Raw genomic sequence first — 21,362 nt, 5'->3', positions numbered from 1 at the left:
TCAGCGTTTGACCTGCCAGCCAGCTACTGTGCTGAGGCATTAGTAACTTTAAAATACTAAAGAGGTTGAGTTAATTCCCAGCCTCTTTTCCTATTCTGATTTATTTTCCTGATCTTCAATAATGGGCAGGACGACCTTGAAGAGGGAGCCTGCGCCAAGGGAGCTTTCCAGACTGATACTGCCATGGTAGCCCTCGACCAGTCGTTGGGCAATCGAAAGTCCTAGTCCGTTCCCGCCTTTCTTGCGACTCCGGGCTTTATCTACTCGGTAAAAGCGGTCAAAGACCCGTTGGGCATCTTCCGGCGCAATCCCTTCGCCGAAGTCTTGAACCCCGATTTCCACGGTGTTCATCCCCCGGGAAAGGGTCAGGTGGATCTCCTTGCGCTCCCCTGAATACTTCACGGCGTTATCGCAGAGGATTACCAAGACCTGTTCCAGGTGGTCGCGGTAAATGTTCACGCTGATTTTCTCATCCACGTCATCATCGAGGGTAAAGGTAAAGTCCGGGTAGAGCATCTTGAAGTTATTAAAGACCTGGTGGACCACGTCGTTTACCACCGTCCGCTGGTCACGGAAGTTGATTTCGACCTGTTCCGCCCGGCTGAGGTCCAGCATTTCTTGGACCAGGTTCTTCATCCGCTTTGTTTCCACCAGCGAAGCAGCCAGGGAGTCGTCAAGGACTTGCGGATCATCCTTCCCCCACCGCTGCAGCATTTCCAAGTGACCTTGGATAATTGCGACCGGGGTCCGCAGTTCATGGCTGACATCGCTGACAAACTGGCTTTGCTGGTCCAGGTAGCGCTGCATCCGGTCCAGCATCTCGTTAAACATCTCAATCAACTCGGCTAGTTCATCATTCCGGTTGACCTTGGGAACCCGGATATCCTTGGTGGGGTCCTTGCTAATGGCCTTAACGGTGTCATGGATTCCGCTGAGCGGCTGTAAGAAGAAAGACGACAGGAAGTAGCCGAGCAGGCCACTTGCTAAGACCACCAGGCACAGGGCCAACCCACAGACAAGCCGTAACTGACGGTAGCTCTGAACATACGCGTTCAGGTTATTTTCTACTTGGAGGTAGCCGATTACCTGCCGGCTCTTTTGCGAATAAATCGGCATGTGCCCCACCAGGATTTGGTGACGGGCGCCCTTATAAATTCGAACTTGCCGGTCATTTACCAGGGACGGGCGGACATCGGAGCGGCCCGTCGACAGCAGCTTTTTACCCTGGGGATTATAAATATTGACAATCAGGTGCCCATCGCTCAGCTCTTTGATTAGCGGCCGCTTGTAGTCGGCTCCCTGGACGATCGAATGGTCCTTATCCGGATCAATCACACTGGCGATACTCTGCCTTGTCAGCGGCCGGTCATTTTTGGCCAGTTGCTGGCTGATATTGGTCATCCCCTGGTTGAGCAGTGACCGCTCTTGACGAAAAAGACTTTGGGTAAAGGTCATAAAGAGGGCCATCGTGACCACGATAAAAATCAGCAGTGAACCGACGGCGGTCCCAAAAGCCCACTTTAAGCGCAACGAAATAAATTGTTTGCTTTTCGCCTTATTCTCCATAAATCATCACGGACCTTACGAACGAATAACGTAGCCGGTTCCCCGGACGGTTTGAATGTAGCTCTTCTCGCCCGGGCGGTCGATCTTGTTTCGCAGGTAACGGATGTAGACGTCAACGACGTTCGTTTCCACCTTCGAATCGTAACCCCAGACCTTGCTGAGCAACTCCTTCCGGGACATGACCACGTTGATGTTTTCCATCAGGATCAGCAGGAGCTCGTATTCCCGCTTGGTCAGGTTGATCACTTCATCCCCCCGCCGAACGACCCGGTTTTCCTTTTCAATCGTCAGGTCCTTGTAGTTAACCGTCGTCTGGTGTTCCTTATTATTGCCATCCTCAATACTGATTCGCCGCAGGAGGGCCCGGACACGAGCCAGCAGCTCTTCGATGGCAAACGGCTTTACGATGTAATCATCGGCCCCGTGGTCCAACCCAGAAACCCGGTCAATGACGGAGTCCCGGGCCGTCATGATGATGATTGGGGTGTCCTTTAGCTCCCGAACCCGCCGGGCAACCTCAATCCCGTTTAATTCTGGCAGCATCAGGTCAAGCAAGATTACATCAAAATCCTGGTTTAAGGCAGCGTCCAGGCCGGCCCGCCCATCCAGTTCAACGTCCGTCTCGTAACCCTCATGCTTTAATTCCAGGTTAACAAAGTTTGCTAAATTTTCTTCATCTTCAATAATTAAAATTCGACTCATTAATTTCACCTACTATATCTAATCATGGTATTTAGTACTTCTTCTCATTAAATTAACAGAATAATTTTATCACAATTCTTTAATAAACCATAGTAGGAGCGCTGGTAAAATCAGAAGAACTTTGACAAAATAAAAAAGACGATCCCAGGTCCGGCGCCTAAGGAATCGTCTTTCAGTCATTAGTTGTTAGTGTTAACAACTTGCTTGCCGTCGTAGTAGCCACAGTTAGGGCATACCATGTGGGACTTGCGCAGTTCACCACAGTTTGGGCAAGGAGTCAAGCCAGGGACATTCAACTTAATGTGGCCCCGACGCATCCGCTTCTTAGCTTTTGAAGTCTTCCGTGCTGGAACAGCCATGTTTGACACCTCCTAGAAATAAATTATCCACAAATGGTTTTTAACCGCCCGCTACTTTTTTTCATCCTGATCAGGAAATAGTTTTTGCAACTTCGCGAGGCGTGGATCAACTTTTTGATTCTGCCGCTTTTCAGCCTCATAGTCATCTTCAGAGATGACCGACCAGCCCTTGCCGTTTGGCATCGGCTTGCCAGCCTTTTCATCGGCAGAAAGCACCCGTAATGGTACCTGCTCAACAATGTTTTCCGCTAAGGCCGTATCGAAATCAATCAGTTCCCGATCCTGGAGTAGGAAAACAACCTCGTCGTCTTCGTACCGGGAAAAGTGACTGCGATCATCAATATAGGTTTCAGAAAAATCAAAGTCCAGCGGCAACTGAACGGGAGTCAACGAACGACTGGACGGAACCGTCAACGTCGTCTTCACGTTGGCGCTAATGGTGGCGTCCCCATCGTCATAAGTCACGTATCCGTCCACCTTCACCGGGGCGACCCCGAGGATGATGTCTGGAAATAACTTCGTCAATGATGCGTTCAGGTCAAAAGTACTCTGAATATGAAGTGGTTCATTTTGATAACGATGTAACTCAGCTAACGACCATTTCATCGTACTAACCTCCTAATGCAACATGTGCAATTATACTAGTCTACCTGGTCAGTTGTCAACGTTTTTTCCTTGACAGTCTTCCCAGCTAGCTACTCTCTTGATTTTACCATACTTCACCGCCAGATAACGGGAGCGTGTTTCAAGTCCTGCTCGACCGGGGTAAAGGTTTGGTACAGTTTGCCGGCCCGGTAATCAACATTATACAAGCGGTCGCGCATCTGCTGGCTAACCTTGGTAAACAGCGGGATTTCGACCTGCTTTTTAACCTGGTGGAGGTACTCCTGCCCCCGCCGGTTGAAGCCCAAGATGTGGATGTAGGGGTGAGCGGCGTGCCAGGCCAGCTCCCCTTCCGTCAGCTGCAGGGTAGTATACAGGCAGAGGCGGATTAGGTGGGCATACGTATACCGCTTCGTCTTAATGGCGTGGATAAACTGGTCAAAGCCTAGTGCCTGCTGGGCCGCAGCCTTCAACCGAAACTCCAGCCCCTCTGCCATCTGGTAGGTTTGGCGGAGGCTTTCAAGTGGCGCCTGAATCAACTGGTTGCGTAACAGTGGGTACAGGTCATCCCAGGCTGGTACGCTGACCAGCTGCCGCAGAGCTGCGCCCATTTCTCCTGGGACTGCTTCTGCAAAACTAGCGTGCTGGTCAACCGCTTCGCGAATCGCGCTCGCACTGGCGATCCGCCCGGTAATGACCTGGTCATGATAATTGCTTCCGACCCGCTGAATCGGCACGAGCCGCATTTGGTAATGGTGGTCCAAAACCGCCTTGTTGTAGGCAAAAGCAAGGATATCATTCGGCGCTTTCAAGCTAACACCGGTTTGTTGGGCAAGCTGGTCATTGAACTGGGTAGCGTAAGTCGCATTGTACTGTTTGAGCGCCGCCTGGTCAAAATCAGCGGCCAGGCGAACGAACTTCTTAAAATCCCACTGGGGATGTTCCGCGCCAAAAGCCACCGTCGGCACCTGGAGTTGGTCCAGGAGCGCCAAGGCACCGGCCGCAAACCGGTGGGCCGGCTGGCAAGCAAAGTAAAGCGGCAGCTCGACGACGAGGTCCACCCCATTCGCCAAGGCGGCCCGGGTTCGTTCCCACTTATCAACGATTGTGGGTTCGCCCCGCTGGGTAAAGTTGCCGCTCATTACGGCAACGGCCACGTCAGCGCCAGTCTGCTTTTTGGCCTGCTGGACATAGTAGGCGTGCCCATTGTGAAAGGGATTAAACTCAACTACCATTCCCACTGCCTGCATTTCATCACCTACTTTTGACATTCGAAGAACCACCGGGTCGTTTCAGGAGTAACCTCCTGGCGACCAAAGTCAGCTGTCACTTTTACCCGTTGAAAGCCCGCCTGCTGGAGCGCCGCCTGCAACTCTTCCAGGGGATAACTCCGCTCAAAGTGAGTCTCACCAACCCGGTGGTAGTTACCATCCGGCAGCTGGTTGAAAAAGGCCAGCTCATGGATGACCCCGTGTTTCACGTCATCATCGGCAAAGCTGCGCCAGATAAACGCCCGCTGCTGGTCTTCATCCTCGTAATTATACATATAGCCAGGATAGACAACATCGGTCTGGTAGGGGCTGATCATGTCAAAGAGGAACCGGCCCCCGGCAGCCAAATGGGCAGAGACCTGGCTGAAGGTTTCCCGGACGTCCGCCAGATCATCAAGGTAGCAAAGCGAGTCCGCATAGCAGGTCACCGCGTCAAACTGGGGGAAGCCAGCCAAGTCACGCATGTCGGCTTGAACCAACTGGAGATCAACGCCGGCTTCGGCAGCGTGCTTGCCCGCAAGGCTAAGCATTTCTGGAGAAAAATCAGCGACAGTTAGGTCCAACCCAGCTGTTGCTAGTAAACAAGCTAACCGGCCCGCTCCACCGGCAAGGTCTAAGACGGTCTTGCTAGTGGAAGGGAGCCGGTTAAGGGTATAATCCCGCCATTGCTCGTACAGCTGGGCATCAAACAGCTCATCGTACAGCTGGGCAAAGCTCTGGTAAATCATTAGTCGCTTACCCACTCGCTCAGATTAACCAGCGGTGCCTGCGACCAGAGCTTTTCAAGATTGTAGAATTGACGAGTCTCCTCCCGGAAAACGTGGACAACCACATCGCCCAGGTCGATCAGGACCCACTTAGCATGGTTCTTTCCTTCAACACTGCCAATCGTGACCCCGGTTTCGTGGGCCTTTTCGATTACCGCGTTGGCAATCGCCTGTACTTGACGGTCAGAACCACCAGTCATGATGACAAAGTAGTCCGCCATCGGACTGATTTCGTCGACCTTGAGGGCAGTAATATCTTCCGCCCTGCGGCCATCCGCCGCTTTAACAACCATTTCCAATACTTGCTTGCTATCCATTTATTCAATCTCCTTTCGGTAAGCCGGTACCCAGGCATTGTATGTCTCCAGAGTCGTTGGGTAAACCGGACTATTGCGTTTCACCAGGTACTCCAGTGTTTGCTTCGTTTGGTAGGCTACTCCAGCGCCCAGGTCCTTAGCGGTTATTTCCCGGGCCCGGTAGACCTCCGGGAAATCCCGACCGGGTTCAATGTAGTCCGCCATGTAAACTACCTGTTCTAGCGGACTCATTACCGCGGCACCGGTAGTATGGTGGCGAACGGCATTCAGGATATCCTCATCCCAAATTCCCAGCTCGTCCTTGATTAGTTCAGCACCAACTACCCCATGCCAAATCGCATTGCCATAGTTCAGCAGGTCGGGATTGAGCCCCTTACGGTGGATTTCGTCAATAAAATCCTGGTCAGGACGCTGCTTGGCGTAGTCGTGACAGAGGCCGGCAATACTAGCCTTTTCGACGTCAACCCCGTTGGCCCGAGCTAACCCAATTGCAGTCTGCTCCACCCGCAGGACGTGCTCAAAACGCTTGTCCCGCAATGCCGCACGCAGACGTTCTACCAGTTGGTCACGACTAAGGGGAATATAGTTATGGGTATAGGTTAATTTTTCAGTCATTATATAAATGATGCTCCTTAATAAAAGCGGCCACTGACCGCGGTAGCAGATAATTGACCGACTGGCCCTGCCGGATCCGGGTCCGGATATCGCTCGAACTAATATCAATTGCGGGAATATCCACCCAGATCACCGGATACTTCGTCTCATTCTGTGCGTGGGGCCGCCGAACCCCGACAAAGTGAAAGCGGGGCAGCTTGATCAGGTCCTCGATTCGGTACCACTTATCCAGGTAGTCAACCATATCACCGCCGATAATAAAGTAGTAATCGGTATTAGGATGGCGCTCAAGCAAGGCCTTCATCGTATCATAAGTATAGCTGACGCCGCCCCGCTTCAGCTCCGCATCCTCAATCCCCAACATGGGGTTGCCCTCAATGGCCAGTTCCAGCATTTGCCGGCGCAAGTCAGCGCTGACGGCGGACTTATGGTCGACGTGCGGCGGGATTGCGTCAGGCATCAGCAGGACCTTATTTAGACATAGGGCGTGCCCCACCTGGTCTGCTACTATCAGGTGGGCATTGTGCACCGGATTAAAGGTCCCACCGTAAATGCCGACCCGCTGGTGGCGGGAACTTGTCTGCGGCTGGTACTGAACGGCCGGCTGGGTTTTCGCGTAAACTTGACACCCCTGCATAATCCAACCGCCTCGTTAAATCCGGGCAACTTGGTCTGACAGCTGGCGCAGGTTTTCCTTTGAAGAAACCTTAAAGAGCACCAACACCCGACCAATCGTCTGCACCACTTGGATGTCGGTCTGGTCCTCAATAAAGGTCTTGACCTCATCAGTAGTCACATCCGCGTTTTGCAAAATATTAACCTTGATCAGCTCGCGTCGGTCCAAGGCCCCGTCTAACTGGGCCAGCCAGTTGTCACTAAGGCCTTCCTTCCCGACCGCGAAAAGTGGCTGCAGGTGGTTGGCCTGCGCCCGTAAAAAACGCTTTTGTTTTCCTCGTAATTGCATGTGTTCACCTCATTAAATCATTGCTTTGCGCACTAATGCCGCGACACCCTTTGGTACCCAGGCCGCGACCGTCACTCCGGCTGGAACAGTAACCCAGCCAAGGCCTTCAAAGACGACGTCACTCTTCTCGTTAACGTGGAATTCCTCCCGAACCAGCGGTGGAAAGTCGTTTAACTCCTCCGCTGTCGGTAGGGTCAGCAAGCCGCCCCGGTGCTTTTCGTAAAAGCTGTCGGCATTACTTAACTTGGTCCGGTGAAGCGTCAGATTATTGTCAAAGTAAGTAACAAAGCCGGAATGGGGACCCGTTTCAAAGTCAAAACGTGCTACCCCGCCGATAAAGACGGTCTGCCCGGGGTCCAGCTGGTAGGTCCGGGGCTTGATTTCCTTTTGCGGTGCCACGATTTTGAGGTCCTTTGCAGAAAGGACGTGAGCCATCTGGTGGGGATGGATAATTCCCGGCGTGTCGACCAGCTTATGACCGTCGTCCAGCGGAATTTCAATCTCATCGAGCGTCGTCCCGGGAAAACGGGAAGTTGTAATCAGGTCCTGAACGCCAGTCCGCTGCTTGATAATCTGATTGATCAGGGTCGACTTACCCACGTTGGTAACCCCAACCACGTAGACATCCCGGTCGTGGCGATACTTTTCAATCGTCGCCAGCAGCTCATCAATCTCGTGGTTCTTCTTGGCGGAAACGAGCACCGTGTCAACCGGCCGGATACCAGCCTGGTTGGCCTGCTGCCGGATCCAATCACAGAGTTTCGGCCGACGCAGGGAACGGGGCAGGAGGTCCTCCTTGTTCCCCACTAGCAGAACCGGGTTGTCACCAACAAAGCGGTGGAGTCCCGGGATCAGGCTGCCGTTAAAGTCAAAGATATCCACCACGTAAACGATCAGGGCGTTGGCGTCCCGAATCTGGCCGAGCAAGCGCAAAAAGTCATCGTCGGTCAGTGATACCGGGGCAATCTCGTTATAGTGGCGGAGGCGGAAGCAGCGCTGGCAGTACAACTCATCATTGGCCAACCCTCTTTTGACCGCTGAGGCCGGCGTATAGCCGAGCGCCGCGGGATCCGTCGACTGGATTACCGCCCCACAGCCAATGCAACGTAATTCTTCATTTTGCTCAGTCATTCAAATCCTCCTGCCATTGTAGTTGCGGATACTTTTTCCTTAATTCACGCCAAACAATTCGTTCAAAGAAGCGGTTGATTCGGGTATCCCACTTATCCGTGTCCAGGAGGGGCTTGACCAAAATACTCCGTACCCCGGCCTCGTTTGCCGCGACCATGTCGGTCATCAACTGGTCCCCAACCATCACCACTTCACTTTTCTTTAGGCCCAGTTTCGTTCGCGCCCGGTTAATGCCAAAGCTCAGCGGCTTCAGTGACCGGGAAACGAAAGGCAGATCGAGGTTCGCCGTAGCCTTGGCAACCCGGTCCTTGCTATTATTTGAAATTACGATTAACGGAATCCCGGCTTCCTGCAGCGTGGTCATCCACTCCCGCAGCTCTGGCGTACCATCAGGGTTATTCCACGCAATCAGCGTATTATCCAGGTCACTAAACACCGCCCGGATTCCCCGCTCCTTCAGCTGGGCGGGAGAAACCGCGTAAATACTGTTGACCATCCAGGTAGGTTTAAATTTATCTAGCAATATCACACCTCATAAACTTTTGTCATAATTAAATCAATTATAGCGATTATAAAATCGGGTTTCAATTAATCCCCACCAGGGGCGGGATAAAAAAAGCCACCCACCACAGAAAGATGGATGACTTCTTAATTTAACTTAGTTTAATGCTTGCTTAGCTTGGTCAGCGATGGCAGCGAAGGCCTTTGGATCGTTAACCGCCAAGTCAGCCAGCATCTTCCGGTTGATGTCGATGTTAGCCAGCTTCAAGCCGTGCATCAACTTGCTGTAACTGATGTTGTTCATCCGGGCAGCAGCGTTGATCCGGGCAATCCAGAGTTCACGGAACTTACGCTTGTTAACCTTCCGATCACGGAAAGCGTAAACGTAACTCTTCATTACTTGGTCCTTAGCAGTCTTGAATAAACGAGACTTAGCACCACGGTAACCCTTTGCTAACTTCATAACGCGCTTCCGACGAGCACGCGTAACAGTTCCACCTTTAACTCGCATGTTGAAATCCTCCTACGTATTTTAATTCTTATTCGAATGAAGTTTACTTAAATGGTAATAACTTCTTGTAACGCTTTACGTTGGACTTGTCCATCATGCTCAAGCCACGTAATTGACGACGTTGCTTCTTAGTCTTACCGTGGAAACGGTGGCTCGTAAACGAGTTACCACTCTTAAATCCACCATTTGCAGTACGCTTGAAACGCTTAGCAGCAGCGCGGTTAGTCTTCATCTTTGGCATCAGATATTCCCTACTTTCCTAAAATACTATTTCTTTGCTTTATCAGCAGCTGGAGCCAGAGTTAAGAAAATACTCCGCCCCTCCATCTTTGGACGTTGGACAACAGTAGCGATGTCTGAAGTTTCTTCAGCCATCCGTTCAATCATGTCACGACCGATATCCTTGTGCGTGATGGCACGGCCCCGGAAACGGAGTGAAACCCGGACCTTGTCACCCTTCTCAATGAACTTGCGAACCCGCTTCAGCTTAACGTTGAAGTCGTTCGTGTCGATTGAAGGGCTCAGGCGAATTTCCTTGACCGTCACTGTCTTCTGTTTCTTCCGAGCTTCCCGCTCTTTCTTTTGCATCTCAAAACGGTACTTACCGTAATCCATGATACGGGCAACAGCTGGACGAGCCTTTGGTGCAACCAGCACCAAATCAAGGTTGGCATCTTCTGCTAATTGCAGCGCTTCACGCTTTGACTTGATCCCTAATTGTTCGCCATCCTGGCCGATCAGCCGCACTTCGCGTGCACGAATACCGTTATTGACAATCATATCTTGTGCTATGGCAACGCACCTCCAATTTTATTAGCGAAAGATCAAGCAAAAAAGCGGAGTGCTAAACGCACCCCGCTCAATAGGAACAGACCTTCCTCGTCTGCTCAATTTCATCTCGTCAGCCCGGCAATCCTAATCACCAAGGCGAGAAGCGGGTGCTTCTGCTTTTTCTTTCAACGTTTATTAGAATACCGAATCTCCAGATAATTGTCAAGGACATTATCCCTTAGAACGCAAATTATCTCCCGTCATCGGCAATTCCCGGGACAGGAACTTAACCCGTTCCATGATTCGCTGGGCCTTCAAAGGTTCATGGTCACCCTGGGTATCAATCGCCAGGTGGTTCTTTTCCAGTTCATCCATGGAGAAGTTAGAACTAAAGAAGGTCGGGAGCTCTTCTTGCATCCGGTACTCCAGGATGATCCCCAGGACGTCATCGCGAACCCACTTGCTCATCGCGTCGGCACCGATGTCGTCCAGCATCAGGACCGGTGCTTTCTTGACTGCTTCCAGCTTCTCACTGGTATTGTTCTTCTTAATTGAGTTGCGCATTTCAACAGCAAAACTCGGGAAGTGCAGCATCGTCGTCGCCACACCCTTTTGCTTCGCCAGTTCATTGGCAATTGCACCTAGGAGGTAGGTCTTACCAACCCCAAAGTTCCCGTAGAGGTAAAACCCGGGAATGAAGTGGTCCGCGGAATAGTGGTCGGTAAAGTTGATGGCTGCTTTTAGGGCTGCCATCCGGGTCGCGGTCTGGTGCTGCTCGTCAATGTAGAAGTTATCCAATGAAGCATTCTGGATAAACTTTGGCATGTTGATCGAGCGGACGAGCCGCTGAATGTGCCGCTGCCGTTCCTTTTCCAGCAGTTGCTGGGTGGGCACATAGGTGACATCTATTTGCCCGGAATTCAGCACTAGCTGCGGCGAATAGCCTGGAGCCACCGTGGTTTCTCCCTTCTTCGCCAGCTGTTTTTCATGGTAAAACTCATACAGCTTGGATTGCCCACTTTGGACCATCTCCCGAGAAATCCGCTCCTGATTGTCCTGCAAAAAGGCCTGAACATCCGGATCGGCTAGCACTCGCTTCATCAATTGGTCAACACTGGCAGCCACATTTTGATTTTTCATCAGCCCTTGGAGGGTTTCATTTAACGACTTCATTGCTTTCACCACCCCTATTTCTGCTTTCGTTTAGCCAACAGGGCCTGAACCTCTTGAACCTCTGCCTGCGACGCTTTCTTGGTGCGCTCCGCCTGACTGGCCTTGGTCCATTCCGGCATCTGCTCTTCAATCTGTGGCCGGCCCCGGTAATTTTTCCGCTGACGGGGCCGCCCCTTTGACTGACCAGCCGCCCGTTGCTGGTTAAAGTTCTTGAGCTGGAGCAAGGCACTGGCACCATCATGGACCCCTGCTTTGACCCAGCTATTGGCAATTGCGTCAACAAAGTTAGCCTTCAATAGGTCGTTGTCTAATTCGGCAATCACGTACCAGGAAAGGACGTTGATGACTTCTGGACTAAGTTTGACATCCGCTAACAGGTGGGTCAGGATATGCCGCTCGCTGGCGGTCACAAAGCCCCCGGTCTGTTCTTTAAGTCCCTGGAGGAAGTCCGCCGGGGCATACCCGGTCACGCTCTTTAACAGCTGCTGGTCCTTAGCAGTCAACCCCTGGTCCTTCTTACCCGGCTGGTTGGTCCCGGTCGAGCTGCCAGTTGAACTGCCGGTCTGCCGGTAGGCCGCGGCAACGACCCGTTTAAACTTCGCCGCGTCAAAGTGGTTGTCAGCCAGGTTGACCGCCTTCAAAATCAGGTCCTTCATCGTTGGGACGTCAATGCCGTATAGCTGGTGTTCTACCTCGATTAACTGCCGGTGGGCGTCCAGGTCCTTTTTGACAAGCGGCTGGTTAGCGAGGAGCTGAAAAAGGGTCGGCCAGTCAAAATCACTAGCTGCGAGTGACGGGCGGGCGGTCTCCACGCTGAACTGCTGCCGTGCTTCTTTGATGGGTGCTGGTGCCGTGATAACTGACTCCGCGGCAACGTGGAATTCATCCAAGAAGCGGTGGCTGACTTCCCTTAGCTGGGGACGCGAGGTCAACTCGTAACGCCGGGCCCACTTTGCCAAGTGAGCAAAGGCAGCGCTCCCCACCGCCTCAAGGAGGAGGACGCTCAGCAGGTCATCTTCAATAAAGGCGGCGGGGGAAAGGGTCGGCTGGAGCTGGTAAACGTAAAAGTCCCCCTGCTCATCATTCCCGGCGAAGGTCCTTACCAGCCCCACTGCTTCCAAACGGTGAAGGGCGTGGGTAATCTGTTCCGCCCCCGCGTTCATCTGTCGGATAAGGACCGCTTGCAGGCGCCGGTCAGCCAGGGTTGGCCGTTCCAACAGCTGACTATGCAGGGCATAGAACAGGCTAAAGGCGGTCGGCCCCACCACCGGCTGGTAAAAGCGGGCCAGGGTCGTGGCATTAAAGTTTACAAAGTCGCCGGCCGTCGTCACGAGGAAGGCTGCCTGTGGTGCAAACTGGTCCTCCTGCTTAGCCATCCTCATTCCTCCTAATCATTACTTTTGTGCTCCGTCTTCACCATGGTTTCCAGTTCGCTCATAAAGGCGTCAACATCCTTAAACTGGCGGTAAACACTGGCAAAACGAATGTAGGCCACCTCGTCGACGTCCTTTAGTTCGTTCATCACGTACTTGCCAATCAGCTGACTGGAAATTTCATTTTCGCCCAGGCTCCGCACCTTCTTCTCGACCTTATCAGTCAGCTTGGTGAGGCGTTCCATGCTAACCGGCCTTTTCTCGGCGGACCGGACAATCCCATTAAGAATCTTCTGCCGGCTGAATTCCTGCCGGGTCCCGTCCTTCTTCACAACTAACAGCGGGGTCTCTTCATAGCGTTCAAACGTGGTAAAGCGGAAGCCGCAATGCACACACTCCCGTCGCCGGCGTATAAAGCTGCCATCTTCACTCGGCCGACTGTCGACGACCCGTGAACCATTCTGGTGACAATGTGGACACTTCATGCGCTTACCTCCCTTATAATACTTAACACTTTATTGTACCATACCTCGGTCTAGTTTAATCGTTTAACAAGCTGGGCCACCTGCTGCCGCAAGTGATTATCGTCTCCGTTGTTATCAATCACGATGTCCGCCCGCGCGGCCTTCTCATTTAACGGCATTTGAGCCGCTACCCTGGCTTGCGCTGCCATTTGGGATAGACCATCCCGCTTCATCAGGCGTGCGAGCTGGGTCGCCTTATCGACGGTCACCACCACGACTAGGTCGCAATCCTCGTCATAGCCCTGCTCAAACAGCAGTGGCACGTCTAAAATGACGGCTGGGACAGCAGCCTTCGTGAAACCTGCGAGCTGGCCCATAATGGTTTCCCGAATCAGGGGCTGCATTACTTGGTTCAGCTGGTTGCGAGCATCCTGGTTATTAAAGACGAACTGGCCGAGCCGCTGGCGGTCAAGGCTGCCATCCATGGTCAAGATTGACCGGCCAAACCGCTCTACCAGACGTTCAAAACCTGGTTGACCAGGCTGCTGGAGGCGGTGGGCAACCAGATCAGCGTCGATGATTGGAAAGCCAACTTGACCCAGCAGCCCGCTGACGGTCGACTTGCCGCTGGCAATCCCGCCGGTTAATCCCACTACTTGTGTCATCTTAATCCTCCACTAGCGGCTGACAATGCGGACAGAAAGTCGTTCCTCGCTGGGCCACCTTGATTTTGACCATCTTGGCACCGCACCGGGGACACTTCTCGCCGCCCCGCCCATAGGCGTTCAGCCGCTCTTGGAAGCCCCCAGCATCACCAAAGGCATTGGTAAAACTGTGCACAGTCGTCCCCTTATACTTAGTTGCGACCGCTAATTCCTTAATGATGTTGTCATGCAGGACTGCTGCCTGGTCAGGGGTAAGGCTGTTGGCCGGCTGTTCTGGGTTGATCTTGGACATCCAGAGCACCTCATCGACGTAGATGTTGCCGAGACCAGCGACGTGTCGTTGGTTCAGCAGGAATGGCTTGATCTTGCCCCTGCTCCTGCCTAGCTCATCCTGGAAAAAGGCCAGCTTAAAATCAGCGGCGGTCGGTTCAGGTCCTAAGGTTTTCAAGCCGCCGACTGTCTTCTCATCTCCCGTCTCGACCAGGGTCATCCGGCCAAACTTACGGGTATCGTGGTAGCACAGCTCGGTGCCGTCCGTAAATTGAAAGACAACGTGGGTGTGCTTGTCGATTGGTCCCCCAATCGGCTGGTTATAATACTTCCCTTCCATCCGTAAATGGGACACCATCGTTAGATTATTACTAAAGCGGAACAGCAGGTACTTTCCCCGCCGGTCAATGTCTTCAATCGTCTGCCCAATCAGGGCCTGGCGAAAGTCTTCCACGTCATTAGTAATCGTCTTGCCGTAGTAGACATCAATTGCGTTAATTTTGCGGCCCTTGGCGACTTTTAAAAGTCCCCGTCGGACCGTCTCAACTTCAGGTAATTCTGGCATTTTCTACCGCCCCTATTTCAAGTCGTACCAAGTATCGCCAACCTTGCTCTCAACTTTTAGCGGCACGTTTAATTGAACCGCGGAGTCCATGACCTGGGGAACCAGCTTCTGGAGAACCGGGATTTCTTCCGCCGGCGCTTCAAAGACCAGTTCGTCATGGATTTGCAAGAGCATCCGGGCTTGGAGTTGACGCTGCTTGATTTCTTCCTTCATTCTAATCATTGCAATTTTAATGATATCTGCCGCGCTCCCCTGGATAGGGGTGTTCATCGCCGTCCGCTCAGCAAAGGACCGCCGGCTAAAACTCTTCGCATGAATATCCGGCAGGTAACGGCGGCGGTGGGTAATGGTTTCGACATAGCCGTGCTCACGGGCAAAGGCAATCGTGTCATCAATATACTTCTTTACGCCCGGGAACTCCTTAAAGTAATTCTGGATAAACTCGTGGGCCTGGGAACGGCTAACATGAATCCGCTGGGCCAGCCCGTAGTCACTGATTCCATAAACAATCCCGAAGTTAACCGCCTTGGCTCGCCGCCGCATATTGCGGTCAATTTCGGCGTCGGCCGGCAGGTGGAAAATCCGTCGGGCCGTGCTGGCGTGAATGTCCTCCCCGTTCTTAAAGTCCTCCTGGAGGTTCTTATCACCGGTGATGTGGGCCAACACCCGCAGTTCCACTTGGGAATAGTCAGATGAAAAGATCTGCCAGCCCTCATGGCTCGGTACAAAGGCCTTCCGGATCAGGCGGCCTTCCGGCAGGCGAACCGGAATGTTTTGCAGGTTAGGATCCACGGAGGACAGACGGCCAGTTTGCGTCAGGGTTTGCAGGTACCGGGTGTGAATCTTCTGGTCGCTGGAATGGATGACCTTCAGCAGGCCGGTGATGTAAGTCGACTGGAGCTTGGCGATTTGACGGTATTGGAGGATGTCCTCCACGATTGGCGCCTGGTCAGCCAGTTTCTCCAGTACATCCACCGCGGTCGAGTAGCCGGTCTTGGTCTTCTTGATGACCGGCAGTTTCAGCTTTTCAAAGAGGATGTGCCCCAACTGCTTGGTAGAATTGATATTAAATTCCTCGCCAGCGGCCGCGTAAATCTGGTCTTCAATGTCGGCTAAGCGCTCGGTCAGCTTGCTGCCCATATCTTTGAGCGTCTGGGAGTTAACCTTGATCCCAGTGATTTCCATCGCCGCTAAGACCCGGGTCAGCGGCACTTCGATTTCCGTGTAAAGCGGCGTCTGCTGGTTATCGTCAAGTTTCTTAAACAGCGGGTCCCGCAGGTCGTTAATCGCCCGGGCTTTTTGTGCCAGGTGAGTATAGAAGGTCTGGTCATCGTCCGGGATGGCCCGCTTAGCCCCCTTGCCATAGACCTCCTCGTCAGTGGCGACCTCATGATAATCATGCTCCAGGGCGACCTGCCCAAGGTCATTGCTGTTGTCGTTTGTGTTCAGCAGGTAGGAGGCCAGTAGGAGGTCAAAATCAACGTTCCGTAAGTCAATTCCCAGCCGGTGTAAACCGACAATCTGAGCCTTAGCGTTAAAGACGTTCTTTGCTACCGCTGGTGACTCCAACAGCTTTTTGAGCGGTGCCTGTTTTAAGAGTTCTGCGTCGCGACTGACCAGCCAGGTCGTGCCATCACCGATTACAAAGCCGGCAAAGGGGGAGGTGTGGTAGTTGGCGTCCGGCATTTCGAGGTAGAAACTCAGTTCACCCTTGAGCTGGTCGACTGCCGCCAGGTTATCCGCGGTTAGTTCCGTATACTTCACCGGCGCGCTGTCATCCGCCCCTTCTTCGGGGGCCAAGTCCATCTTCGCGAGGAAGGACTTAAAGCCCATCTGCTGGTAGAACGCCACCAGTTTCTCCGTCTGCTCGCCCCGGTAGGCGATGTCGTCTAAGCTAATTTCCAGCGGTGCGTCCTGGAGGATGGTTGCCAGGGTCTTGCACTGCCGCGCAATCTCTTCGTCTTCGACCAGGTGTTCCTTCATCTTGCTCTTTTTAAGGTCATCAATGTGGTCGTAGAGGTTTTCGACGGAGCCAAACTGCTTGACCAGCTTGATGGCCGTCTTTTCACCAATCTTGGTGACTCCGGGATAATTATCCGAGCTATCGCCCATCAGCGCTTTCATGTCGATAATTTGCCGCGGCGTAATGCCGAGTTTTTCTTCTACGTGGGCCGGAGTGTAGTGCTCGGTGTCGGTGACCCCCTTATGGGTAACGGCGACCGTGGTGTGGTCGCTGGCCAGCTGGGTCAGATCGCGGTCCCCGGTAACAATCAGGGTTTCATAGCCCGCTTCGTCCCCCTCCTTAGCCAGAGTCCCGATAATGTCATCGGCCTCGTAATTCTTTAGTTCGTAACTGTGGAGGCCGCACGCTTCCACCAGTTCGCGGACGTAGGGAAACTGCTCCGTCAGTTCGTCCGGGGTCTTGTTCCGACCGCCCTTGTAGTCATCGTACATTTTCGTCCGAAAAGTGACCTTCCCGGCATCGAAGGCTACCAGGGCAGCGTCCGGGTGAAACTTATCCAAGACGTGGTCCAGCATCAGCTTAAAGCCATAAATAGCTGCCGTATGCAGACCATCCTTATTGGTAAACTTGTCAATTTGGTTGTGCATCGCAAAAAATGCCCGAAAGACAATGCTGTTTCCATCGATTAGCAATAGTTGTTTTGCCATTTATTCTCCGTCCCTTCTCTTGATAGTGTTATTGTACCAAAGATTAAAGCCGACTGTTAGTTCCCTGTTTAGCCTTCTAAGTGTAATATAATGAGGATGTACTAATTTGCAAGAAGGGATTATTTTGGACAAACTGCTAAACAAACGTCACGTCGAGGAGGCCCGGCTCTTTGCCATCCTCCTCACCTTTTGCGGCGGCTTTTTGGACGCCTTCACCTACATCCAGTGCGGGCACACCCTTGCTGCCGCCCAGACTGGCAACATCGTCTTCCTCAGTGCCGCCTTAGTCAACCACAACGTCATCGGCATCGTTGACCGCTGTGGCGCCATCATCCTCTATATTCTAGGCATCATCGTCGCCATCGGCTTTCAGGCCCATATCAAATACTGGCGGATTTTCTGCCTCTTCCCGATTCTCATCATCGGTGGTTTCGTCGGTGCCATGCCAGAGGACTTCCCCACCTACCTGTCAGTCGGACTGGTTTCCTTTGGTCTCGCCCTGCTTAACACCGCCTTTAGCAAAATCGAGGGGCTCGGTTACAGCAGCGTCTTTACCACCGGGAATATTAAGAAGTTCGTCGTCGCCTGGACGGAATACGGCTACCACCACGACCGCGCTGACCTCATCATCGGCTTTGACTACTTCCTGATTGTGCTGGCCTTTACCACCGGCGCCATCAGCTCTGCGGTCATTCAACCATTTCTCCGGATGAAGACGATTTGGGTTGCGGTCCTCGTCATCTTAATCACCGATATTATTTACTACTTCCAAAAGAAGCGGGTGAACCCCTAACAAAAGCAGGAGGCTAAGAGAAAACGTTGCTTTTCTCCCAGCCTTTTGCTAGTTCTTAACTATTATAAAATTAACGTGCGTAACCACAGTGCTGATGTCTAACGCCGCGAAGCAAGGCTATTTGCCTACGAATACTAGTCGACCCGTATCGTTCTCAGTTAGTCAAGGAGGTTATTTACCACTCGCTCCCCTTCATCGCCGCTTAAATTTAACCGTCTTCCTTTTCAGAGAAATCTTTTCCACCTGCCAGCCGTAGTCTATCAACTCCTTCTTGTAAGAAAGAAAAGAATGATCCAACGGCACCCCTGCGGCCTGTTCAATTTCAGCAAACGATAGCGTGACAGTTGTCCCATCCTGCTGACTTACAAACGACCAGAGTGCATTATACTTACTCATTTTGATTACCCCCAAGAAAAGACTCCTGCGGCCCAATCGCCACAGGAGTCTTTACAAAATATATTAGTCCCGGTCGCTCATCCCAAAGATTTGCAGGAAGGAGATGAAGAGGTTGACGAAGTCCAGGTAGAGCTGGAGTGCGCCCACGATTGCCAGACCCATCACTGAATTTTCATTGCTGTAATTCAGGTAGATCTGCTTCATCTTCTGTGCGTCCCATGCCGTCAGCACCACGAAGATGATCACGGCAATGTAAGAGAAAATGTAGGTAATTGCCGGGCTCTTCAAGAAAATGTTGATGATTGAAGCGATAATCAAGGCTACCAGTGCCGCCATGGCGTGGGCACCAAACTTGCTGAGGTCCCGCTTGGTAACCGTCCCGTAGAGGGCCATCGTCGCGAAGACCGCCGCCGAAGAAATAAAGGCCGCCGTGATGTTAGCCGCCGTGAATGCTCCCGCGATCAGGGCAAACTCAACCCCGTAAATAATCGCCACCAGCATCAGCATGATAAAACCACCAACCGGGTTCCGGGTGGCGCTAAAGCTAATCCCCATCGACAACGCGATTGGCAAGAGAAGAATCAGCCATACCATCCCCTGGTGCTGTTGGAAGTAGCCCAGCACCTGCGTAGCAAAGACGTTCATCGTCAAGTAGGCGCTCAGTGCGGAAACTAAGACTGCCAGGGTCATGTTTCCGTACATCTTAGTCAGGAAACTATTCAACCCCGCCTGGTCGGCAACCACGCGCCGGCCAGAATCATTTGGAAAATTGTCCATTATTTAATTCCTCCTAAAAGCTTATTGAAATACAATACCACATTTGGGCTTGCCAGTGGTCCTTTTGACTACTTATTAAGCAATTCTTTGAACTTCTCTTCATACTTTTCGATATCGCCGGCACCCATGAAAATCAGCACCGCGTTATGGTACTTCGTCAGCTTGTCAATGCTATCCATATCGACCCCTTCACTGCCTGGAATCTTGGCTTCAAGGTCCGCACTGGAAACCGACCCGTCCTGCTCACGAATGGAAGAGAAGATTGGCGTTACAAAAACCTTGTCCGCCTTGCTCAGACTAGCAGCAAAGCCATCAATGTACGCCGCCAGCCGGGAGTACGTGTGAGGCTGGAAGACCGCCACGATTTCCTTATCCGGGAACTTCTGTCGCGCAGCATCAATCGTTGCCTTGATTTCGTTTGGGTGGTGGGCGTAGTCGTCGATCAGCTTGTCGTCAGCAACATCGGTCTCACTGAACCGGCGCTTGACCCCGGAGAAGTTGGCGAGTTCCTGCTTGATCTTGTCCATGTCGACTTTTTCCATGTAAGCCACCGCCAGAACTGCCAGGCTATTCAGGATGCTGTGCTCACCGTAGAGGTGGATGGTGAAAGTTCCCAGCTTCCGGTCGCGGAAGTAGGCGTCATAGGTCGAACCAGCCGGGGTCCGGCGGATATTCTCAGCCCGGAAGTCATCGTCAGCCCCGGTCCCGTAGTAGTAAACCGGCACGTCGACGTCCAACTTCCGCAGGTTGGCATCATCACCCCAGGCAAAGATGGCCTTCTTGACTTGCCGACCATAAGTTTCAAATGACCCGCGCACGTCATCAATGTCTTTGAAGTAGTCCGGGTGGTCAAAGTCAATGTTGGTCATAATGGCATAGTCCGGGTGGTAAGCCAAGAAGTGGTCCCGGTATTCATCCGCTTCAAAGACGAAGAAACGATCGTCATCGTTCCCCTTGCCGACACCATCACCAATTAGGTAGCTAGTTGGTTCAACCGCGGCGAGGACGTGGGACAGCAGGGCCGTGGTACTGGTCTTGCCGTGGGCACCGGCAATTCCGATACTGGTGTGGTCCGCCACTTCCTTTTCGACCGCTTCCGGATAGGTCAGCACCGGCAGGCCCATTTCCTTGGCCCGCAGCACTTCCGGATGATCTTCGGCAAAGGCATTCCCCTTGATCACCGTCATCCCCTCCTTGAGGTTGGCAGGGTCAAACGGCAGGATCTGAATGCCCGCCTTGAGCAGGGGTCCCTGGGTAAAGGTTTCCTTCGCAATGTCTGAGCCGAGGACTTCGTTTCCTTGATCATGTAAAACGCGGGCGAGGGCCGCCATCCCGGTGCCTTTAATGCCGATGAAGTAATATGTCTTCTTTTCCATTCTCTCTTTTCCTTTCCGTGTTCCTGCCTAGTTTGCTGGGAAGAAGGTGTCAGCCTTGGCAAAGTCGACTGCCTCGCCAACCTCCTGCCAATCATCAGGAATAATCCACAGGCCCTTCTTGTCCGGAGCATTCTTCATCCGCAATTCACGGAAGCCACAGAGCATCCCATCGCTTTCGACCCCCATCAGTGCGCCGGGCCAAATGAGCTTGCCATCGGGCATCATGGCACCGGGGCGCGCCACGACCACCTTAATACCGGTAGCGACGTTCGGCGAACCACAGACGATTTGAACTGTCTGGTCAGCACCGATCCGGGTCTGGGTGACCTTGAGGTGGTCGGACTTCGGGTGGTCTTCCATCTTCTCGACGTACCCGACCACGAACTTTGGCGTATGGTCGGCCGTTAATTGCTGGTCAAACCCGGCTTGAGTCAGTTTCTGGTTGAGCTTGGCAACCTGGTCATCGGTCAGGAAGACCTGACCATTTTCCTTTGTCAATTCCGGCAACAGCTTGCTGGCGTCCATAAAGTTGTAGCCAAGCAGCTGCTGGTCCTTGGCACTCACGATTTGGACAACTCCATCCTTGATCGTGCTTGTCTGGTCACCATTATTAGGCGCGGTAATCGTTACTAGGATGTCGCCCATCTCTGCTGGATTATAGCTTGCAATTAACATTCTCTATTCATGTCTCCTTTACTTTCAAACCGCTGAATTAGAAAAGGGAGTGGGACTGAACCAAACCACCTGGTTCGTCGTCCCACT

26 protein-coding genes and 1 other annotated feature are annotated in these 21,362 nt (G+C 52.6%); of the genes, 1 reads left to right on the top strand and 25 read right to left on the bottom strand.

What is annotated here, in order from left to right; translation table 11 throughout:
• Positions 1–90 precede the first annotated feature (90 nt).
• The 21 genes from FC49_RS04640 to polA all read right to left on the bottom strand — a co-directional run bounded on the left by FC49_RS04640 (position 91) and on the right by polA (position 17,258).
• Positions 91–1,566 carry a sensor histidine kinase gene (locus FC49_RS04640; RefSeq protein WP_003715334.1) on the bottom strand — a complete coding sequence of 492 codons (1,476 nt, stop codon included), beginning with the start codon at positions 1,564–1,566 and terminating at the stop codon, positions 91–93.
• 15 nt (positions 1,567–1,581) lie between these two features.
• Positions 1,582–2,268, bottom strand: a complete 687-nt coding sequence (locus FC49_RS04635; RefSeq protein ID WP_003715333.1) for a response regulator transcription factor — start codon at positions 2,266–2,268, stop codon at positions 1,582–1,584.
• A gap of 179 nt (positions 2,269–2,447) precedes the next feature.
• The gene (rpmF, locus tag FC49_RS04630) at positions 2,448–2,627 is read right to left on the bottom strand and encodes a 50S ribosomal protein L32 (RefSeq protein ID WP_003715340.1); all 180 of its coding nucleotides are present in this window, start codon (positions 2,625–2,627) and stop codon (positions 2,448–2,450) included.
• 51 nt (positions 2,628–2,678) lie between these two features.
• A complete protein-coding gene (locus FC49_RS04625) occupies positions 2,679–3,233 on the bottom strand; it encodes a DUF177 domain-containing protein (protein ID WP_003711413.1) in 555 nt (184 codons plus the stop codon).
• Between the two features lie 113 nt (positions 3,234–3,346).
• Positions 3,347–4,480, bottom strand: coding sequence for a nucleotidyltransferase (locus FC49_RS04620; protein ID WP_056984398.1), 1,134 nt, complete (start codon positions 4,478–4,480; stop codon positions 3,347–3,349).
• 8 nt (positions 4,481–4,488) lie between these two features.
• On the bottom strand, positions 4,489–5,229 hold the full coding sequence (locus FC49_RS04615) for a class I SAM-dependent DNA methyltransferase (protein ID WP_056984397.1): 741 nt from the start codon (positions 5,227–5,229) through the stop codon (positions 4,489–4,491).
• Positions 5,229–5,585: a ribosome silencing factor gene (gene rsfS / locus FC49_RS04610; protein WP_003715348.1), complete on the bottom strand. Its 357-nt coding sequence runs from the start codon at positions 5,583–5,585 to the stop codon at positions 5,229–5,231. Before rsfS ends, FC49_RS04615 begins: the two co-directional genes overlap by 1 nt.
• A complete protein-coding gene (gene yqeK / locus FC49_RS04605; protein WP_004564505.1) occupies positions 5,586–6,200 on the bottom strand; it encodes a bis(5'-nucleosyl)-tetraphosphatase (symmetrical) YqeK in 615 nt (204 codons plus the stop codon). It abuts the gene before it with no gap.
• Positions 6,193–6,837, bottom strand: a complete 645-nt coding sequence (locus FC49_RS04600) for a nicotinate-nucleotide adenylyltransferase (protein ID WP_003711401.1) — start codon at positions 6,835–6,837, stop codon at positions 6,193–6,195. Before FC49_RS04600 ends, yqeK begins: the two co-directional genes overlap by 8 nt.
• 15 nt (positions 6,838–6,852) lie before the next feature.
• Positions 6,853–7,164 (bottom strand): ribosome assembly RNA-binding protein YhbY, encoded by a 312-nt coding sequence (gene yhbY, locus FC49_RS04595; RefSeq protein WP_003715326.1) that lies wholly within the window; start codon positions 7,162–7,164, stop codon positions 6,853–6,855.
• A 12-nt stretch (positions 7,165–7,176) separates the two neighbouring features.
• A complete protein-coding gene (gene yqeH, locus FC49_RS04590; protein ID WP_056984396.1) occupies positions 7,177–8,295 on the bottom strand; it encodes a ribosome biogenesis GTPase YqeH in 1,119 nt (372 codons plus the stop codon).
• Positions 8,288–8,818: a YqeG family HAD IIIA-type phosphatase gene (locus FC49_RS04585; protein ID WP_003715338.1), complete on the bottom strand. Its 531-nt coding sequence runs from the start codon at positions 8,816–8,818 to the stop codon at positions 8,288–8,290. The genes yqeH and FC49_RS04585 overlap by 8 nt, the downstream gene beginning before the upstream one ends.
• Before the next feature lie 135 nt (positions 8,819–8,953).
• Positions 8,954–9,307, bottom strand: a complete 354-nt coding sequence (rplT, locus tag FC49_RS04580; RefSeq protein WP_003715331.1) for a 50S ribosomal protein L20 — start codon at positions 9,305–9,307, stop codon at positions 8,954–8,956.
• Between the two features lie 43 nt (positions 9,308–9,350).
• Complete coding sequence (gene rpmI, locus FC49_RS04575; protein WP_003715352.1) at positions 9,351–9,548, bottom strand: 50S ribosomal protein L35; 198 nt, start codon at positions 9,546–9,548, stop codon at positions 9,351–9,353.
• Positions 9,549–9,574: 26 nt separating this feature from the next.
• Positions 9,575–10,087 (bottom strand): translation initiation factor IF-3, encoded by a 513-nt coding sequence (gene infC, locus FC49_RS04570; protein ID WP_003715336.1) that lies wholly within the window; start codon positions 10,085–10,087, stop codon positions 9,575–9,577.
• Positions 10,088–10,129: 42 nt separating this feature from the next.
• Positions 10,130–10,263 (bottom strand) — a sequence feature (ribosomal protein L20 leader region).
• A gap of 46 nt (positions 10,264–10,309) precedes the next feature.
• A complete protein-coding gene (gene dnaI / locus FC49_RS04565) occupies positions 10,310–11,251 on the bottom strand; it encodes a primosomal protein DnaI (protein WP_004564507.1) in 942 nt (313 codons plus the stop codon).
• A 14-nt stretch (positions 11,252–11,265) separates the two neighbouring features.
• Positions 11,266–12,627 carry a DnaD domain protein gene (locus tag FC49_RS04560; protein WP_003711411.1) on the bottom strand — a complete coding sequence of 454 codons (1,362 nt, stop codon included), beginning with the start codon at positions 12,625–12,627 and terminating at the stop codon, positions 11,266–11,268.
• An 11-nt stretch (positions 12,628–12,638) separates the two neighbouring features.
• On the bottom strand, positions 12,639–13,109 hold the full coding sequence (gene nrdR / locus FC49_RS04555; protein ID WP_003715323.1) for a transcriptional regulator NrdR: 471 nt from the start codon (positions 13,107–13,109) through the stop codon (positions 12,639–12,641).
• A gap of 50 nt (positions 13,110–13,159) precedes the next feature.
• On the bottom strand, positions 13,160–13,753 hold the full coding sequence (gene coaE / locus FC49_RS04550; protein WP_003715351.1) for a dephospho-CoA kinase: 594 nt from the start codon (positions 13,751–13,753) through the stop codon (positions 13,160–13,162).
• Position 13,754: 1 nt separating this feature from the next.
• A complete protein-coding gene (mutM, locus tag FC49_RS04545) occupies positions 13,755–14,588 on the bottom strand; it encodes a DNA-formamidopyrimidine glycosylase (RefSeq protein WP_056984395.1) in 834 nt (277 codons plus the stop codon).
• Between the two features lie 12 nt (positions 14,589–14,600).
• Positions 14,601–17,258 carry a DNA polymerase I gene (gene polA, locus FC49_RS04540; protein WP_003715346.1) on the bottom strand — a complete coding sequence of 886 codons (2,658 nt, stop codon included), beginning with the start codon at positions 17,256–17,258 and terminating at the stop codon, positions 14,601–14,603.
• 124 nt (positions 17,259–17,382) lie between these two features.
• Between polA and FC49_RS04535 the strand changes: the two genes are divergently transcribed.
• A complete protein-coding gene (locus FC49_RS04535; protein ID WP_176605837.1) occupies positions 17,383–18,051 on the top strand; it encodes a YoaK family protein in 669 nt (222 codons plus the stop codon).
• Positions 18,052–18,243: 192 nt separating this feature from the next.
• Here the strand turns inward: FC49_RS04535 and FC49_RS04530 are convergent, their stop codons facing one another.
• The 4 genes from FC49_RS04530 to ytpR form a co-directional block, all read right to left on the bottom strand.
• Positions 18,244–18,447, bottom strand: a complete 204-nt coding sequence (locus FC49_RS04530; protein ID WP_034537546.1) for a hypothetical protein — start codon at positions 18,445–18,447, stop codon at positions 18,244–18,246.
• Between the two features lie 63 nt (positions 18,448–18,510).
• Positions 18,511–19,224: a Bax inhibitor-1/YccA family protein gene (locus FC49_RS04525; RefSeq protein WP_003715335.1), complete on the bottom strand. Its 714-nt coding sequence runs from the start codon at positions 19,222–19,224 to the stop codon at positions 18,511–18,513.
• Positions 19,225–19,292: 68 nt separating this feature from the next.
• Entirely contained in the window at positions 19,293–20,600 is a 1,308-nt protein-coding gene (gene murC, locus FC49_RS04520; protein ID WP_003715349.1) for a UDP-N-acetylmuramate--L-alanine ligase, read from the bottom strand.
• A gap of 27 nt (positions 20,601–20,627) precedes the next feature.
• Positions 20,628–21,275, bottom strand: a complete 648-nt coding sequence (ytpR, locus tag FC49_RS04515) for a YtpR family tRNA-binding protein (protein WP_004564509.1) — start codon at positions 21,273–21,275, stop codon at positions 20,628–20,630.
• Positions 21,276–21,362 lie beyond the last annotated feature (87 nt).

This window comes from Limosilactobacillus oris DSM 4864, assembly GCF_001434465.1.
In the GTDB taxonomy this organism is placed as follows: Bacteria; Bacillota; Bacilli; order Lactobacillales; family Lactobacillaceae; genus Limosilactobacillus; species Limosilactobacillus oris.
This window is presented reverse-complemented; position numbering and strand designations above follow the sequence as displayed.